This window comes from Psychrobium sp. 1_MG-2023, assembly GCF_030689115.1.
Classification (GTDB): domain Bacteria; phylum Pseudomonadota; class Gammaproteobacteria; order Enterobacterales; family Psychrobiaceae; genus Psychrobium.
In genome coordinates, this window is sequence record NZ_JAUYVJ010000022.1 from 1 (window position 1) to 16,101 (window position 16,101).

Annotated in this window: 15 protein-coding genes; 6 read left to right on the plus strand and 9 right to left on the minus strand. The window is 41.3% G+C overall.

All coding sequences use genetic code 11. The features are described 5' to 3' along the window. Positions 1-897: 897 nt before the first annotated feature. From serS to lrp, 6 genes are all read right to left on the minus strand, one after another. Complete coding sequence (serS, locus tag Q8W26_RS11960) at positions 898-2,184, minus strand: serine--tRNA ligase (protein WP_101212421.1); 1,287 nt, start codon at positions 2,182-2,184, stop codon at positions 898-900. 25 nt (positions 2,185-2,209) lie between these two features. After that, entirely contained in the window at positions 2,210-2,578 is a 369-nt protein-coding gene (gene crcB, locus Q8W26_RS11965) for a fluoride efflux transporter CrcB (RefSeq protein ID WP_101212419.1), read from the minus strand. Beyond that, the gene (locus Q8W26_RS11970; protein WP_101212417.1) at positions 2,571-3,926 is read right to left on the minus strand and encodes a replication-associated recombination protein A; all 1,356 of its coding nucleotides are present in this window, start codon (positions 3,924-3,926) and stop codon (positions 2,571-2,573) included. Before Q8W26_RS11970 ends, crcB begins: the two co-directional genes overlap by 8 nt. 6 nt (positions 3,927-3,932) lie before the next feature. After that, positions 3,933-4,610, minus strand: a complete 678-nt coding sequence (gene lolA / locus Q8W26_RS11975; RefSeq protein WP_305473479.1) for an outer membrane lipoprotein chaperone LolA — start codon at positions 4,608-4,610, stop codon at positions 3,933-3,935. Between the two features lie 64 nt (positions 4,611-4,674). Next, the gene (locus Q8W26_RS11980; protein ID WP_101212552.1) at positions 4,675-7,272 is read right to left on the minus strand and encodes a DNA translocase FtsK; all 2,598 of its coding nucleotides are present in this window, start codon (positions 7,270-7,272) and stop codon (positions 4,675-4,677) included. 212 nt (positions 7,273-7,484) lie between these two features. Further along, positions 7,485-7,949: a leucine-responsive transcriptional regulator Lrp gene (gene lrp / locus Q8W26_RS11985; RefSeq protein WP_101212413.1), complete on the minus strand. Its 465-nt coding sequence runs from the start codon at positions 7,947-7,949 to the stop codon at positions 7,485-7,487. 164 nt (positions 7,950-8,113) lie between these two features. Between lrp and ald the strand changes: the two genes are divergently transcribed. Both ald and trxB read left to right on the plus strand, forming a co-directional pair. Next, positions 8,114-9,229, plus strand: coding sequence for an alanine dehydrogenase (gene ald, locus Q8W26_RS11990; protein WP_101212411.1), 1,116 nt, complete (start codon positions 8,114-8,116; stop codon positions 9,227-9,229). A 189-nt stretch (positions 9,230-9,418) separates the two neighbouring features. Further along, positions 9,419-10,369 (plus strand): thioredoxin-disulfide reductase, encoded by a 951-nt coding sequence (gene trxB / locus Q8W26_RS11995; protein WP_101212409.1) that lies wholly within the window; start codon positions 9,419-9,421, stop codon positions 10,367-10,369. Positions 10,370-10,479: 110 nt separating this feature from the next. Here the strand turns inward: trxB and Q8W26_RS12000 are convergent, their stop codons facing one another. Next, on the minus strand, positions 10,480-10,953 hold the full coding sequence (locus Q8W26_RS12000; protein WP_101212407.1) for a hypothetical protein: 474 nt from the start codon (positions 10,951-10,953) through the stop codon (positions 10,480-10,482). Positions 10,954-11,032: 79 nt separating this feature from the next. Between Q8W26_RS12000 and aat the strand changes: the two genes are divergently transcribed. From aat to infA, 3 genes are all read left to right on the plus strand, one after another. After that, on the plus strand, positions 11,033-11,737 hold the full coding sequence (gene aat / locus Q8W26_RS12005; protein WP_101212405.1) for a leucyl/phenylalanyl-tRNA--protein transferase: 705 nt from the start codon (positions 11,033-11,035) through the stop codon (positions 11,735-11,737). Beyond that, positions 11,730-12,437 carry an arginyltransferase gene (locus tag Q8W26_RS12010; RefSeq protein WP_101212402.1) on the plus strand — a complete coding sequence of 236 codons (708 nt, stop codon included), beginning with the start codon at positions 11,730-11,732 and terminating at the stop codon, positions 12,435-12,437. Before aat ends, Q8W26_RS12010 begins: the two co-directional genes overlap by 8 nt. A 118-nt stretch (positions 12,438-12,555) precedes the next feature. Further along, complete coding sequence (gene infA / locus Q8W26_RS12015) at positions 12,556-12,774, plus strand: translation initiation factor IF-1 (protein ID WP_016401030.1); 219 nt, start codon at positions 12,556-12,558, stop codon at positions 12,772-12,774. Positions 12,775-12,934: 160 nt separating this feature from the next. Here infA and clpA read toward each other — a convergent pair whose 3' ends face one another. Both clpA and clpS read right to left on the minus strand, forming a co-directional pair. After that, positions 12,935-15,211, minus strand: a complete 2,277-nt coding sequence (clpA, locus tag Q8W26_RS12020; RefSeq protein WP_101212400.1) for an ATP-dependent Clp protease ATP-binding subunit ClpA — start codon at positions 15,209-15,211, stop codon at positions 12,935-12,937. Between the two features lie 38 nt (positions 15,212-15,249). Next, positions 15,250-15,564 (minus strand): ATP-dependent Clp protease adapter ClpS, encoded by a 315-nt coding sequence (gene clpS / locus Q8W26_RS12025; protein ID WP_101212398.1) that lies wholly within the window; start codon positions 15,562-15,564, stop codon positions 15,250-15,252. Between the two features lie 210 nt (positions 15,565-15,774). Here clpS and cspD point away from each other — a divergent pair, with 210 nt between their 5' ends. After that, positions 15,775-15,981, plus strand: coding sequence for a cold shock domain-containing protein CspD (gene cspD, locus Q8W26_RS12030; protein WP_101212396.1), 207 nt, complete (start codon positions 15,775-15,777; stop codon positions 15,979-15,981). Positions 15,982-16,101: the final 120 nt, after the last annotated feature.

Sequence of the window (16,101 nt, forward strand, 5' to 3'; positions counted from 1 at the left end):
CAACTAACGAGGTCCTGAATAACACATTTTCAGGACGACGATGCAAGAGAGCGCCTCACCAATGTGTCGTTCCGGCAGGTTTTTAGCCGGAATCTCGTATTGTATATCAGCAACTAACGAGCCCCTGAATAACACACTTTCAGGACGACGACGCAAGAGAGCGCCCCACCAATGTGTCGTTCCGGCATGCTTTTAGCCGGAATCTCGTATTGTATATCAGCAACTAACGAGCCCCTAAATAACACACTTTCAGGACGACGATGCAAAAGAGCGCCCCACCAATGTGTCGTTCCGGCAGGTTTTTAGCCGGAATCTCGTATTGTATATCAGCAACTAACGAGATCCTGAATAACACACTTTCAGGACGACGACGCAAGAGAGCGCCCCACCAATGTGTCGTTCCGGCAGGTTTTTAGCCGGAATCTCGTACTGTATATCAGCAACTAACGAGGTCCTGAATAACACACTTTCAGGACGACGATGCAAGAGAACGCCTCACCAATGTGTCGTTCCGGCAGGTTTTTAGCCGGAATCTCGTACTGTATAACAGCAACTAACGAGGTCCTGAATAACACATTTTCAGGACGACGATGCAAGAGAGCGCCTCACCAATGTGTCGTTCCGGCATGCTTTTAGCCGGAATCTCGTATTGTATATCAGTAACTAACGAGCCCCTAAATAACACACTTTCAGAACGACGGTCAGTGATAAATTTCAGATACAAAAAAGCCAGCGTAAACGCTGGCTTTTCATTAACTTAAATACTGTTACGTGTTTTCGGCAACAATGATTATCACTTCATACAAAATAATAAACAGTAAACTTCCAAAAACCATTAACATACTACGATACAGCAGGCGTTTTAGCCACTCGTCATCATCACGCATATATCAACGATTAGCCGATAGAGCTAATACCACGCATATATGGACGTAATGCTTCAGGAACAGTAATTGAACCATCACTTTGTTGATTATTCTCAAGAATAGCCACTAAAGTACGGCCTACAGCTAAGCCTGAACCGTTTAATGTGTGTAACAGCTCAGGTTTGTTGGTTTCTTTATTACGGAAACGCGCTTGCATGCGACGAGCTTGGAAGTCGCGTGTGTTGCTACACGATGATATTTCACGGTAACAGCCTTGTGTCGGTAACCATACTTCTAAATCGTAAGTTTTCGCTGCGGTAAAGCCCATATCGCCAGTACAAAGTAAAACTTTACGGTATGGAAGTTCTAATAATTGTAGTACTTTTTCAGCGTGGCCAGTTAATTCTTCTAGTGCTGCATCTGACTGCTCTGGTTTAACTAACTGTACCATTTCAACTTTATCAAATTGGTGTTGACGAATTAAACCTTTGATATCACGACCGTAAGAGCCAGCTTCACTACGGAAACATGGCGTGTGCGCAGTAAACTTAAGCGGTAATTGTGATTCATCAACGATTTCATCACGCATTAAGTTAGTGAGTGGCACCTCAGCTGTTGGAATAAGACTTAAGCCAGTACCTTCTTCATTTGCAGGGTTGGTGTGGAATAAATCTTCACCGAATTTTGGTAACTGCCCCGTACCACGTAAGCTATCTGCGTTTACTAGATAAGGGACGTAAGTCTCTGTATAGCCGTGTTCTTCAACGTGTAAATCAAGCATGAATTGGGCTAGTGCACGGTGCATACGGGCGATGTCTTTTTTCAGTACCACAAAACGTGAACCTGATAACTTAACTGACGCAGAGAAATCAATGCCACCAATGGCTTCACCGACATCGGCGTGATCTTTGATTTCAAAATCGAATTCACGCGGCGTACCCCAACGTAAAACTTCCACATTATCATCTTCGTCGTTACCAAAAGGTACTTCAGCGTCAGGTAAATTTGGTACACCCATGGTGATGTTATCGATGTCAGTTAAAAGCTGAGCAAGTTCAGCTTTCGCATTTTCAAGCTGATCGCCTAACTCGCCAACTTGTGCTAATAATGGCGCGATATCTTCGCCACGCGCTTTAGCTTGGCCAATCGACTTAGAGCGTGTATTACGCTGTGCCTGTAACTCTTGTGTCGATACTTGTAATACTTTACGACGCTCTTCAAGTTGCGCTAGTTGCGCTGTATCTAATTCATAGCCGCGTTGCTTTAAACGCTCTGCTGTTTGCTCTAGTTCAGTTCTGAGGTATTTAGAATCTAACATTTTTTATCCAAAAACTTATATTTAATTATTTAGTGATTAGCCACAAACCGAGAAACGCAGCAGCTAAACTTAATATCACATTTAATAGCACATTGAGCAGTGCTTTCATCCATTCACCCTGTTGTAACAACAATAAGGTATCCAACGAAAAAGTAGAAAAGGTTGTTAACGCCCCTAAAAAGCCAACACCTAATGCAATTCGTGCTTGAGGTAACAATTGACCCGATTCAACCAGACCAAAAAGTAACCCCATTAAAAATGAGCCAACGAAATTGGCGATAAGTGTACCAAAAGGAAAGCCTTTACCAAATAGGTTAATTGCTAAATATGCGAGTCCATAGCGAGAAACTGCACCAAATGCCCCCCCAATCGCAATTAATAACAGATTATTCATAGCGTTTCATATCACTGTGTTGGTTTAATTGCTTTAGATAGTCTAATTTCTCGCTAATTTTGGCTTCTAAGCCACGATTAGTGGGTTGGTAAAGGCTAAGATCTTTGAGCTCTTGTGGCAAATAACATTCACCAGCGGCAAAAGCATTGGCTTCATTGTGTGCATAACGGTATTGAGCGCCATAACCTAAGTCAGCCATCAGTTTTGTCGGCGCATTGCGTAAATGCTCAGGAACGGCGTAGTCTTGTTCTTGTTTAACCAATGCTTTCATTTGGTTAAACGCACTATAAACCGCGTTACTCTTCGGTGCACAGGCAAGGTAAATAACTGCTTGGGCAATAGCCCGTTCCCCTTCGCTTGGACCAACGCGGTGATAGCAATCCCACGCACTCAAAGCCACTTGCATGGCTTTAGGGTCTGCATTGCCAATATCTTCTGAGGCAATAGCCAGTAGTCGACGACCAACATAAAGAGGATCCCCCCCAACAGCCAACAACCGACAATACCAATAGAGTGCGCCATCAGGCGAGGAACCACGCACAGATTTATGAAGCGCTGAAATTAGGTCGTAATAAAGATCACCTTTATTATCGAATTGATTCACTTTATCGCCACATACCTGGGTAAGCATATCAAGATTAATCGACTTAATAACCTCACCATTAGCCGCCGAATGCGCCGGTGCCATATCATTAAGTAGTTCAAGGTAATTAAGTGCCATGCGGGCATCACCTTGAACGATGTTAGCTAACGCTGAAGCTACGCCATCTTCTAATACCACCCCGCTATCAGCTAATCCTCGCTCTTCATCATTAAGCGCCTGATTTAGTAGTGACATGATATTTTCTGGACTCAGCTGTTTTAATAAATAGACACGAGCTCGTGATAATAATGCATTATTGAGTTGAAATGATGGATTTTCAGTAGTGGCACCAACAAAAATAACAGTACCATCCTCGATGTAAGGTAAAAAAGCATCTTGCTGAGATTTATTAAAACGATGAACTTCATCCACAAACAATAAGGTACGACGGGATTGAGATTGAGCAATTTGCTGCGCCTGTTCAATCGCATTACGGATCTCTTTAACACCAGACGTCACCGCGGAAATACGCTCAACATGAGCGTCAACATAATGCGCAATGAGTTCGGCTAACGTCGTTTTTCCTGTACCCGGTGGCCCCCATAAAATCATCGAGTGCGCACGGCCAGATTCTAAAGCAATACGTAATGGTTGATTTTTAGCTAATATATGCTCTTGGCCAATATAATGCTCAAAGGTTTGAGGCCGCATACGTGCGGCCAATGGTTCAAAATTAGGGGAAAAGTCAAACGATAAAGTGCTCACTAATGCTTATTTCGCCTCTCTCTGATCATCGAAGTCGACACCGGCTGGTAAACTAAACATAAATGTATCGGCATTTAAACTTGGTGATTCATCAACATCACTGAAAACAAAGTTACTCGATTGCCCCTGACGGTCTTCAATAAATAATCCACTGAGGTTGCCCCCCTTAAAGCGCATTTCAATCTTACGAGTTAGATTCTTACGATCGTGAGGCATAATGATATAACCTTTTGCACTTCGAGCGACACTGAATTGTTGCCATGCGTTTTCACTTTGATTGGCAATAAGCCATAGTGGAGATTGTTGTACTGTTTGATCAAGACTCATGGCCGTCACTTGTTCAACAAATGGGTTATATATCCACACCGCTTCACCGTCAGAAACAATCAGTGATTCATCTGGCTCATTAGTCACCCAGCGAAACTTATTCGGCTGTTGTACTTTCATGCTGCCAGTAGCTTGCTGAATTTCTTGGCCCTTAGCATCAAATACTTGCTGTTGAAAATTCGCTGAAAACTGCTTCATTTGTTGTAACTTATGGCGTAGCTCAACAATAGCTTCATTGTCTGTAATCGCCATCACTGATGACGTGGTAGTGGCTTGTGCACTTGATACTACCACTGGGGTCATGACTAACAAACTAGTCGTTAGGACAACCATTTTTTTTAATACACTTTTTATCATTATATATTTACTCTTTATAATCTGTGTCGCTTTACTAGCGTAGCAATCGCTCATGAACTAAAACTTAATGCTTTGGCGGTGGCGGCGCTAATACTTCTCGAGTGCCATTATGGCCAGGTGAACTAACCACACCCGAGGCTTCCATTTGCTCGATTAAACGAGCGGCACGGTTATAACCGATTTTAAACTTACGTTGTACACTTGAAATAGAGCCACGTCTTGTTTCGGTGACGAAGGCTACTGCATCATCGTAAAACTCGTCATTTTCACTATCGCCTTCGGCGGCTTCTCCTGGTAATAAAATTGACTCGTTACTCTCTCCAGACAATATTTCACTGATATAGTTCGGTTCACCGCGTTGTTTCCAGTCATCGACAACCTTATGAACTTCATGGTCATCAACAAACGCTCCATGAACACGTGTTGGCACACCCGTACCAGGGGGCAAATACAACATATCACCCTGTCCAAGGAGTTGTTCCGCACCTTGTTGGTCTAAAATAGTACGGGAATCAACACGTGATGAGACTTGGAATGCGATACGAGTCGGAATATTGGCTTTTATTAAACCCGTTATAACATCAACTGATGGACGCTGTGTTGCTAAGATTAAGTGAATACCAGCGGCACGGGCTTTTTGCGCAATCCGTGCGATCAACTCTTCGACCTTTTTACCAACAATCATTATCATGTCAGCGAACTCATCAACCACAACCACGATACTCGGGAGTGTTTCTAGCTCTGGTGGCGTTTGATCCATACTATCCCCTGGTTGCCATAACGGATCGGTTAACGGCTCACCGGCAGCTATCGCAGCCGACACTTTAGCGTTATAACCCGCTAAGTTACGTACCCCAACTGCTGACATCAACTTATAGCGTCGCTCCATCTCCCCCACACACCAACGTAGCGCATTAGCCGCTTCTTTCATATCGGTCACTACTTCCGATAATAAATGTGGGATACCTTCATAAACGGATAATTCAAGCATCTTAGGATCGATCATAATCATCCTTACCTGCTCGGGGGTTGATTTATATAGCAGTGATAAAATCATCGCATTAACCCCCACTGATTTACCTGAACCCGTGGTACCAGCAACTAATAAATGTGGCATTTTACCTAAATCAACGACAACAGGATCACCCGCTATATCTTTCCCTAATACCATGGTCAAGGCAGATTTAGACTGTGAAAATTTATCACACGCCAAGTTTTCACGCAGGTAAACGATCTCACGGTTTTCATTTGGGATCTCTAAACCAATTACACTTTTTCCCGGAATGACTTCAACGACACGTACACTCAATGCTGACAGCGAACGTGCTAAATCCTTCGACAAACCAGTTATCTTACTGACTTTAACACCAGGCGCTAAATCCAACTCAAAACGCGTGATCACAGGCCCTGGAAAAACATCAACGACCGTCGCTTGAATATTAAAATCTAATAGTTTCGCTTCAACTAAACGAGATACCCGATCCAAAACTTCTTGTTCAATCGGGTTAACTAAACGTTTAGGTGCATCAAGTAACTCTAATGATGGCATGGCAGTTAATGCCCCCTGAGGCTTAGTTGTTTTCATCGGTTCAGTATTCGGCACTGCTACCGTTTTTTGTTGCACAGCCGCAATTGCTTGAGCCAATTCGTGGGTACTTGACTCTACCGGCGGTAACTCATCTTCAATAATGCGCTCATCAATATTTGGTTGTTGATTAGTGATAGGGCGCTGATACTCAGACAAGTCATCAATCTCTATTTCATCTTCTTTAACGGCAGAAAATGATGGCATTGTGGTATGATCATCAAGTTCTGAGCTTTCAACAGAAACCGTCGGGGTTTCCATTGAACTCGAAGAGGACATCACATCGTTTAACGATGGCATCTTTTCTGATTCAACCACATCAGTTTTTTGAGTGTCAGCTGTTAATGGGGCTCTCTCAGGCTCGTCGTCTTGCTCAGCGTAGCGCTCTTGTGTTAATGCATCACCAGCGGCTTGTTCGCGCTTTGCCTCAGAGTAGCGTGCGTAGCGTTCAGGGAATTGCCACAGCCATATAGACCCTTTGATTACAACACTGCCGATATACTCCGTGAGTTGCATCCAACCGATACCCGTCATGAGTGTCAACCCCGTTGCAATAAAACAAATCAGCAATAGTGTTGTGCCTAGAAAGTTAAAGTTCGGCAACATGGCACTGGAAATCATATCTCCAACAACGCCACCAGAAGAAAAAGTCTGATGCAAGTCATCAAAATTAATACTCGCACAGGCTAAGACACCAAAAGAACACAAAAAGAAGCCAATAAAACGAAGTCCTAAGGTAAAAAAGTCGATACTTCGTAATTTATGGTGAGCTTTAAACAGCACATAACCTAAACCAGCAAACAAAAAAGGCACTGCATAAGCTAAATGACCAATACTGAAAAATAAGATGTCTGCTAGGTAAGCACCTGTATGCCCCATCCAATTTCCTGCGGCACCAGAGATTGCCACTTGAGTCCAAGCGGCATCTGTTGGGTCGAAACTATAAAGTGCAAGTAACAAATAGAGTGACAGTAAAGTTGTCGTCACAATAGACGCTTCTAGCACACGTTGCATCCCTGTCACTACTCGGACAGAAGGTGCATCTTCATTGGCATGTTCTGGCTCTTGGTGAGGCATTGGTTCTGAAGACAAAAATTACTTCCTTTAAAAATGTTTTGTAACTTAATAGCCGCAATACGCGCATTCAATTGCATCATACATTGACTATATTTACCTTGAATTAATACGACAGAAAAAATAAATGGCGATCGCTTATTCACCGAGGCTCAACCATACAAAATTTAAACCAATAATTCTATGTATATAGTACCTAAGTGTTTAGATTTTAACTAAGCTTCTATATTTATCTGGGTAGAGTATTTCACTTCTTCCATCACCACATATGTTCGTGAGTCTTTAATATCAGGTAAGGACAGTAAAGTCTCGTTGAGCACTTGACGGTAGGTCGACATGTCTGAAACGCGTGTTTTCAATAAATAGTCGAAATCACCAGACACTAAATGACATTCTAAAATAGCATCGAGTTGCTCAGCCGCTAAGTTAAAACGGTCAAATACATCCGCACTTGTTCGATGCAATTTAATTTCAACATACACTAATAAGGCTGCATTCAGTGCGCTGGGATCGAGTAATGCAGTATATTGTAAAATAACATTGTTCTTTTCTAGCCGTTTTACTCGCTCTAAACACGGTGTAGGGCTTAAACCGACCCTCTTTGCCAGCTCAACATTTGAGATCTTACAGTTTTTTTGTAACTCACGAAGAATGTTTTTATCAATACGATCAAGTTCCATAACCTACCACAACCAACACAAACAGAATTTTTCACTAATAATAATATTTTTTATAGATTAATTCACTACAAAATCACCAAGAGCATCAAAATTAAAGACGAAAATATCAAAATAATTGACCTATAATTACCGCCAATTAAAACTAATTAAACAAAGGTCGTATTATGCTTATCGGTGTACCAAAAGAAATTAAAAATCACGAATACCGCGTAGGTATGGTTCCTGCTAGTGTGCGTGAGCTTATCCAAAATGGTCATAGTGTTGTTGTTGAAACAAATGCTGGTAGTGGTATCGGTTTCTCTGATGCTGATTACATTGAAGTTGGCGCAACAATCGAAAACGAAGCTGCAGATATTTTCGCTAAAGCTGACATGATTGTTAAAGTAAAAGAGCCACAAGCCGTTGAGCGTGCTATGTTACGTGAAGGCCAAATCTTATTCACTTACTTACACCTTGCCCCTGACTTGCCACAGACTCAAGATTTAATTGACTCAAAAGCAGTATGTATTGCTTATGAAACAGTCACTGATCGTAACGGTGGTTTACCTCTATTAGCACCAATGTCAGAAGTTGCTGGCCGTATGTCTATTCAAGCTGGCGCACAAGCCCTTGAAAAATCAAATGCTGGTCGCGGCATGTTATTAGGTGGCGTACCAGGTGTTGAGCCAGCTAAAGTTGTGGTTATCGGCGGTGGCATGGTTGGTAACAACGCTGCACAAATGGCTGTAGGTCTAGGTGCTGAGGTTACTATCCTTGACCGTAACATCGATACGTTACGTCGTTTAAACGTTCAATTTGGTAACACTGCTAAAGTACTTTACTCAACAGCTGACACGCTAGAGAAAGAAGTATTAGCGGCTGACTTAGTTATCGGTGGCGTACTAATTCCTGGTGCTGCTGCACCTAAACTAGTGACCAAAGAGCACATCGCTGCAATGAAGCCTGGTGCGGCTATTGTTGACGTTGCAATCGACCAAGGTGGTTGTATTGAAACCTCTAAAGCAACAACTCATCAAGATCCTACTTACATCGTTGATGACGTAGTTCACTACTGTGTTGCTAACATGCCAGGCGCTGTACCTCGTACATCAACGTTTGCATTAAACAATGCAACCTTACCGTACATCATCGAACTAGCGAACAAAGGCTACAAAGAAGCACTTTTATCAAATAAAGATTTCTTAAACGGTTTAAATGTTATCGATGGTAAAGTGACCTGTGAAAGTGTTGCAAATGCACTAGGTTTTGATTACGTAGCACCAGAAGTTGCTATCGCATAATTAAAAGCACAAACAAAGATACCCAAGGGAAAGCAAATGCTTTCCCTTTTTTGTTTAAAACCAACTAAACTGGTCAGATATTTGTGATAAGACACTTGTAATACTTGTACTTGACCCCATCAATCTCTATATTGCTTAGCAAATACTGCGCATTGCAGTAATGAATCGATTATTTTCAGGAGTTTCTTCATGAGCGACGTAAAACATTGCCAATTACTTATCTTAGGCTCAGGCCCTGCCGGCTACACTGCTGCTGTTTATGCGGCACGAGCTAACTTAAAACCAGTCTTAGTCACTGGCATTCAACAAGGTGGTCAATTAACCACCACGACTGAAGTTGAAAACTGGCCGGGTGATGCCAACGATCTTACTGGCCCAGCATTAATGGACCGTATGAAAGAGCATGCTGAAAAGTTTGATACAGAAATCGTTTTTGACCATATCAATAAAGTCGATTTTTCAAAACGCCCTTTCACGCTCACAGGTGACAATCAAGTATTCACAGCTGATGCAGTGATTTTAGCCACTGGGGCTTCGGCTAAATATATCGGCCTACCTTCTGAAGAAGAGTTTATGGGCCGTGGCGTATCAGCATGTGCAACTTGTGATGGTTTCTTCTATCGTGGTAAAGAAGTTGCTGTTGTTGGTGGTGGTAATACAGCTGTTGAAGAAGCATTATACCTAGCGAACATTGCGTCAAAAGTACACGTTATTCATCGCCGTGAAACATTCCGTAGTGAGAAAATATTAAGCGACCGTTTAATGGAAAAAGCTAAGAACGGAAATATTGAGTTGCACTTAAACTCAACGTTAAGCGAAGTCGTTGGTGACCAAATGGGCGTTACTGGGTTAAAGCTTGAAGGGACTAATGGTAACACTGACAGCGAGCTAGCTGTTGATGGTGTCTTCATCGCTATCGGCCACCAGCCAAATACTGGTATATTTGAAGGTCAACTAGAAATGGATAATGGTTACCTTAAAGTTCAATCTGGTCTTGCTGGTAATGCAACACAAACTTCGGTTGAGGGTGTATTTGCAGCAGGTGATGTATTTGACCAACATTACCGTCAAGCAATCACTTCAGCGGGCAGTGGCTGTATGGCTGCATTAGACGCTGAGCGCTTCTTAGACGCACAATAGTCATACTGAGCATCTAAACACAAAAAAGCCGTCAAAAGTGATATTTGACGGCTTTTTTTGGTTTATCTAATAACCAGTCGAAACATTATTCTATCTGATATTGCTAGCCACTATAGTACTAGGTCAATAAAAACACCGGTTTCAAAATGAACCAACCTAATTTTATCATTCGCTCGAAAAACTTGATCCTTACTCATCGACAAAATAATTGCCTGACGCGCACCGCTATTTAATGTAACTTGCAACTCGATCAAACGAATTTTATCGGCGCTCTCTAATTCATTGCCCATTTGAACACGTTGGTTATGACGTAAAATAGTGTCCAACACACTCTTCACATCAACGGCTGATCCTTCACCATATTGGTAGCCTAAGACACCGCCCAATAGTGCTTTACCAAACAGCGCCCAACCTCGCCCCTGATCCCGTTGCAAATCTTGTTCACTCAACTTACGAATACTCAGCACAACAGCAGATTCAACTTTAGTAATGCTGATGGTTTGCTCAGTTGCATGGGTACTTGGAGAGTAGACAGAAGCCCCCAACATACAGCACAGGCTGAATAAACAAACTAACCACTTCATTCTATTCTCCATGTGATATTTTCACGTTCTAGTATATGATAACAGTAACTACTAATAAATATTTACTTTTATCAATACCATGTCGCAACTTATCATGTTAGATGACAATAATACAATATTTCCACCTGCTAATTTAGCCCTAAGTGAGCCCAATGGCTTATTAGCTATTGGTGGTGACTTAACTACTGAACGGCTAATCAGTGCCTATAAACAAGGTATTTTTCCGTGGTATAACGACGATGATCCAATTTTGTGGTGGTCACCCGACCCACGATGTGTTTTCTTTACCGATCAGTTTTATACCAGTAAAAGCTTTAAGAAATTTTTAAAGAAATCTCCATTTAAAATCACGTTAAACCAACAGTTTAAACAAGTTATTGCTCATTGTACCCTCCCGCGTGAGAAACAAGATGGGACCTGGATAAATACTAATATGATGCAAGCCTATAACCAACTCCACCAAGAAGGGGTAGCCCATAGTATCGAGGTATGGCATAACGAGACATTGGTCGGCGGTTTGTATGGATTGTTTATCAATAACGTTTTCTGTGGTGAATCGATGTTTTCGTTAGAGGCGAATGCATCAAAGCAAGCGCTTTACACGCTATGTCAATTTTTATCAGCACATGGCGTTAAAATGATTGATAGCCAAGTTGAAAATGATCATCTTTTATCACTAGGCGCACAATCCATTCCACGTGTTGACTTTTTAAACCACCTTAAGAGCTCTTCGACATCAAACATTTCAATCGATTGGTCTTCACGAGAGCTCTGCCATGATTGATTTAAGCCATGTTTCGCTTGGCCTTACGCCAGAATTTGAGTGTAGCTATTTAGAACAGCAATCAGAGAGATTGCTTGTGGTTTACCCTTTAGAACAAGCTAGTGCTCCACTTTATGAAGAATTAATGAATAAAGGGTTTCGTCGCAGTGGTGATCAAGTTTATCGCCCAAACTGTCCCCAATGCCAAGCCTGTCAGAGTCTACGTATTAAAGTTAATGACTTTAAGCCAACCACCAGTCAACGCCGCATTATCAATAAAAACAAAGATATTGAATTTAAGGTGTCGCACCAAGAGAAGTCACAATACTTCGACTTATACAGTCGTTATATTAGCCAACGGCATCGAACAGGTAGTATGTACCCTCCGACTATCGAAACTATGCAAAGCTTCAGTCAATGCCATTGGCTCGACATTATCTTTATCGAGGGCTACTTAGATGGTCAACTTGTCAGTGTTGCTGTGTGTGACTTACTATCAAACTCATTGTCTGCGGTCTATACTTTCTTTGCACCAGAATTTGATAAACGCTCTCTAGGAAAACTCAATATATTGCAGCAGATAGAAATTGCGAAGCAACTGGAACGTGAATTTGTCTACCTTGGTTTTCAAATAGATGAATGCACTGCAATGAACTACAAACAAAACTATGTACCAAACGAGCGCTTTATCAATAATCAATGGATAAAAGTCAAAAAATAGCGGGCAAAGCTTTACACAGCTCGCTATTTACGTCATTATTTGCGCCCATAAATTATCAGCAATTAAATTGTTTAATATTTATACAATTTTTAATTAAAATCGACAGGAATAAGTCTTAATGGCTAAAGAAGACAACATTGAAATGCAAGGCACCGTATTAGACACATTACCTAATACGATGTTCCGTGTAGAATTAGAAAATGGTCATGTTGTAACCGCGCATATTTCTGGAAAAATGCGTAAAAACTACATCCGTATTCTTACTGGTGATAAAGTAACTGTACAGTTAACACCTTATGATCTTTCTAAAGGTCGTATCGTATTCCGTGCACGTTAATCACAACGGATTAAATATGGCCTAAAGTTAGGTTTTTCAAAGTCAGCAGAGACACAACCTCTCGTTGCACTTTAATCTCGCTACACTTTACAAAAGTATTTAAACAAAAAAGCCCATCACATGATGGGCTTTTTTGTTGCTGTGAGTAATACCTCAGGCATTAATCAATCGGCTCAGCTTGTGGTTGAGCAATGTACGTAAAATCTAACTTATCATTCTTAACGTTGACTTTGACAATACCACCATGTGCTAATTCACCAAACAACAGTTCATTTGCCATTGGCTTCTTCAAGTTATCTTGAATGACACGTGTCATTGGCCGTGCCCCCATCGCTTTATCGTAGCCACGCTCCACTAACCAAGCTCGGGCATCTTTAGACACATCTAGTGTGACACCTTTACTATCAAGTTGTGCTTGCACTTCAACGATAAACTTATCAACCACTTGTTCAATAATACTAACATCAAGATTATTAAACCAAACAATCGAGTCTAACCGGTTTCTAAACTCAGGTGAAAACAGACGATTGATTTCCTGCATGGCATCCGTTGAGTTATCCTGCAATTTAAAACCAATAGATTTACGCTCAGTCTCTGTCACACCCGCATTGGTTGTCATCACCACAATCACGTTTCTAAAGTCCGCTTTACGGCCATTATTATCTGTCAGGCTACCATGGTCCATAACTTGAAGTAACAAGTTATAAACATCGCCGTGTGCTTTCTCTATCTCATCAAGTAAAACAACACTGTGGGGATGTTTACGAACAGCATCGGTCAATAAACCACCTTGATCATAACCTACATAACCAGGAGGCGCACCAATAAGGCGACTGACGGTATGGCTTTCTAAATACTCAGACATATCAAAACGAATAAGTTCAACACCTAGGCATTTAGCTAATTGTTTACACACTTCTGTTTTACCAACACCCGTTGGGCCTGCAAACAAGAATGAACCAATAGGCTTATCTTCATTACCCAAACCGGAGCGAGATAAACGAATAGCAGAGGTGAGCTTATCAATGGCGGGATCTTGTCCAAAAACAACCAGTTTAAGGTTGCGATCTAAGCTTTTTAAGAGGTCAAGATCTGATGATGATACTGATTGCTCCGGGATACGTGCAATCTTCGCAATTATTGCTTCAATCTGCTCAACATCAATCACCTGTTCAATTTCAGTTTCCTCTGTCGGCTGACGTGTCATGGCTAAACGAGCACCCGCTTCATCAATAACATCAATCGCTTTGTCCGGTAAGAAACGCTCTAAGATGTATTTTGAAGACAACTTCGCAGCAGCTTGCATTGCCTGGCGTGTGTATTTAACATTATGGTGCTCTTCATAACATTGCTTTAAACCCATTAAGATTTCAGTAGTATCTTCAATGGTTGGCTCTATTACATCAATCTTTTGGAAACGACGCGCTAATGCTCGATCTTTTTCAAACACGCCAGAAAATTCTTGATATGTTGTCGAACCAATACAGCGTAATTGGCCGCTCGATAATAGCGGTTTTAACAGATTCGACGCATCCATCATACCACCTGATGCTGCACCAGCACCGATAATCGTATGAATTTCATCAATAAATAAAATAGCGTCCGGCTCTTTTTCAAACTCTTTTAACACCGACTTGAAACGCTTTTCAAAATCTCCACGGTATTTAGTTCCCGCAAGAATTGCCCCCATGTCCAAAGAGTATATGACATGATCTTGAATGATTTCAGGAACATCTCCCTTAACGATACGATATGCTAGGCCTTCTGCGATGGCTGTTTTACCAACACCAGCCTCTCCCACCAGTAATGGATTATTTTTACGACGACGCGATAAAACTTGAATCGTTCGCTCAACCTCATTCTCACGACCAATGAGCGGATCAATATGCCCAGCGACAGCCGCTTCGTTCAAGTTAGTAGCGTACTTAGTTAATGGTGTTGCTTGAGAGGCTTCTTCACCATTATCTGTTTGCTCAATCCCAGGAGTTGCTTCATGGTGCTCATCTTTAGTAACACCATGAGAAATAAAGTTAACAATATCTAAACGTGTAATATCAGATTTTTTTAGTAAATAAGCTGCTTGTGACTCTTGTTCACTAAAAATGGCGACTAAAACATTCGCCCCTGTTACCTCATTACTGCCAGATGATTGAACATGAAAAACAGCACGTTGTAACACCCGTTGAAACCCAAGTGTTGGTTGTGTCTCGCGCTCTTCATCATCAACGGCAATTAATGGCGTCGTTTCTTCAATAAAAGCAACGATTTCTTGCTTCAAAGTATCAAGTTTAGCTCCACAGGCCAATAGCGCCTCTTTAGCCGATTCATTATCTGTTAAGGCTAATAGGAGGTGCTCAACGGTCATAAACTCATGGCGTTTCGCTCTCGCCTCACAAAATGCGTTATTGAGCGTTAATTCTAGTGATTTATTCAACATAAGTTTCCCCTTAATGTAACTTCACCACCGCTAAACGGTTAAACTTCTTCCATTGTACACAAAAGTGGATGCTCATTATCCCTTGCACATTCATTCACTTGCTGAACTTTAGTCTCAGCAACATCAAGACTATAAGTACCACAATTCGCTTTGCCTTGCTGATGAATTGTCATCATTATCTGAAATGCTGCTTCCTCGTCCTTGGCGAAAAAAACTTTCAGCACCTCAACAACAAAATCCATCGGTGTATAGTCATCATTATTTAGCACAACCTTATACAAGGAAGGCGGCTTTAGTGCTTGTTTTTGAGTGCTTTTCTCAAGTACAAAATCAAAATCTATCGAATCACTCATATCTTAATTTTAGACCCTATTTATTCGTCGTGTGACAGAAAGAACAATTTTTATATAAATTAGCAATAATTGTTCTTGACTGTTTATTTAAATTGTTTAAATATTTTACTATTAATTCTTGGTAAAGAGACAATCTGTCTTTGTTATTATATTAATATATATTTGATTGAGACGGAACTTCATAATAATTTAGTTAAGGGAATACAGAATATGGCAACAGGCACAGTAAAATGGTTCAATAACGCAAAAGGTTTTGGTTTTATTTGCCCTGATAGTGGTGGTGAAGATATTTTTGCTCATTACTCAGTGATAGAGATGGAAGGTTATCGTACCCTAAAAGCTGGCCAAGAAGTGCAGTATGAACTACAGAGCGGCCCTAAAGGTGCTCACGCAGAGAAAATCAGCCCCGTTATTTAACGCCCATCTCAGTATTTAAGAGAACAATGTTGTAAAACCGCAATTCATCTTGCGGTTTTTTATTCCAAAACTTATTTCCCCACCATTCTAATCGTTGTTATAATCGTACATTAATTCTCT

What these genes read in the sequence shown, in the direction of transcription:
- lrp (WP_101212413.1), bottom strand. Translation starts at nt 7,949, where the DNA reads ATGGAACTTGATCGTATTGATAAAAACATTCTTCGTGAGTTACAAAAA.
- Q8W26_RS11980 (WP_101212552.1), bottom strand. Translation starts at nt 7,272, where the DNA reads ATGCCTCACCAAGAGCCAGAACATGCCAATGAAGATGCACCTTCTGTC.
- crcB (WP_101212419.1), bottom strand. Translation starts at nt 2,578, where the DNA reads ATGAATAATCTGTTATTAATTGCGATTGGGGGGGCATTTGGTGCAGTT.
- infA (WP_016401030.1), top strand. Translation starts at nt 12,556, where the DNA reads ATGGCTAAAGAAGACAACATTGAAATGCAAGGCACCGTATTAGACACA.
- trxB (WP_101212409.1), top strand. Translation starts at nt 9,419, where the DNA reads ATGAGCGACGTAAAACATTGCCAATTACTTATCTTAGGCTCAGGCCCT.
- Q8W26_RS12000 (WP_101212407.1), bottom strand. Translation starts at nt 10,953, where the DNA reads ATGAAGTGGTTAGTTTGTTTATTCAGCCTGTGCTGTATGTTGGGGGCT.
- Q8W26_RS12010 (WP_101212402.1), top strand. Translation starts at nt 11,730, where the DNA reads ATGATTGATTTAAGCCATGTTTCGCTTGGCCTTACGCCAGAATTTGAG.
- clpS (WP_101212398.1), bottom strand. Translation starts at nt 15,564, where the DNA reads ATGAGTGATTCGATAGATTTTGATTTTGTACTTGAGAAAAGCACTCAA.
- serS (WP_101212421.1), bottom strand. Translation starts at nt 2,184, where the DNA reads ATGTTAGATTCTAAATACCTCAGAACTGAACTAGAGCAAACAGCAGAG.
- ald (WP_101212411.1), top strand. Translation starts at nt 8,114, where the DNA reads ATGCTTATCGGTGTACCAAAAGAAATTAAAAATCACGAATACCGCGTA.
- cspD (WP_101212396.1), top strand. Translation starts at nt 15,775, where the DNA reads ATGGCAACAGGCACAGTAAAATGGTTCAATAACGCAAAAGGTTTTGGT.
- aat (WP_101212405.1), top strand. Translation starts at nt 11,033, where the DNA reads ATGTCGCAACTTATCATGTTAGATGACAATAATACAATATTTCCACCT.
- clpA (WP_101212400.1), bottom strand. Translation starts at nt 15,211, where the DNA reads ATGTTGAATAAATCACTAGAATTAACGCTCAATAACGCATTTTGTGAG.
- lolA (WP_305473479.1), bottom strand. Translation starts at nt 4,610, where the DNA reads ATGATAAAAAGTGTATTAAAAAAAATGGTTGTCCTAACGACTAGTTTG.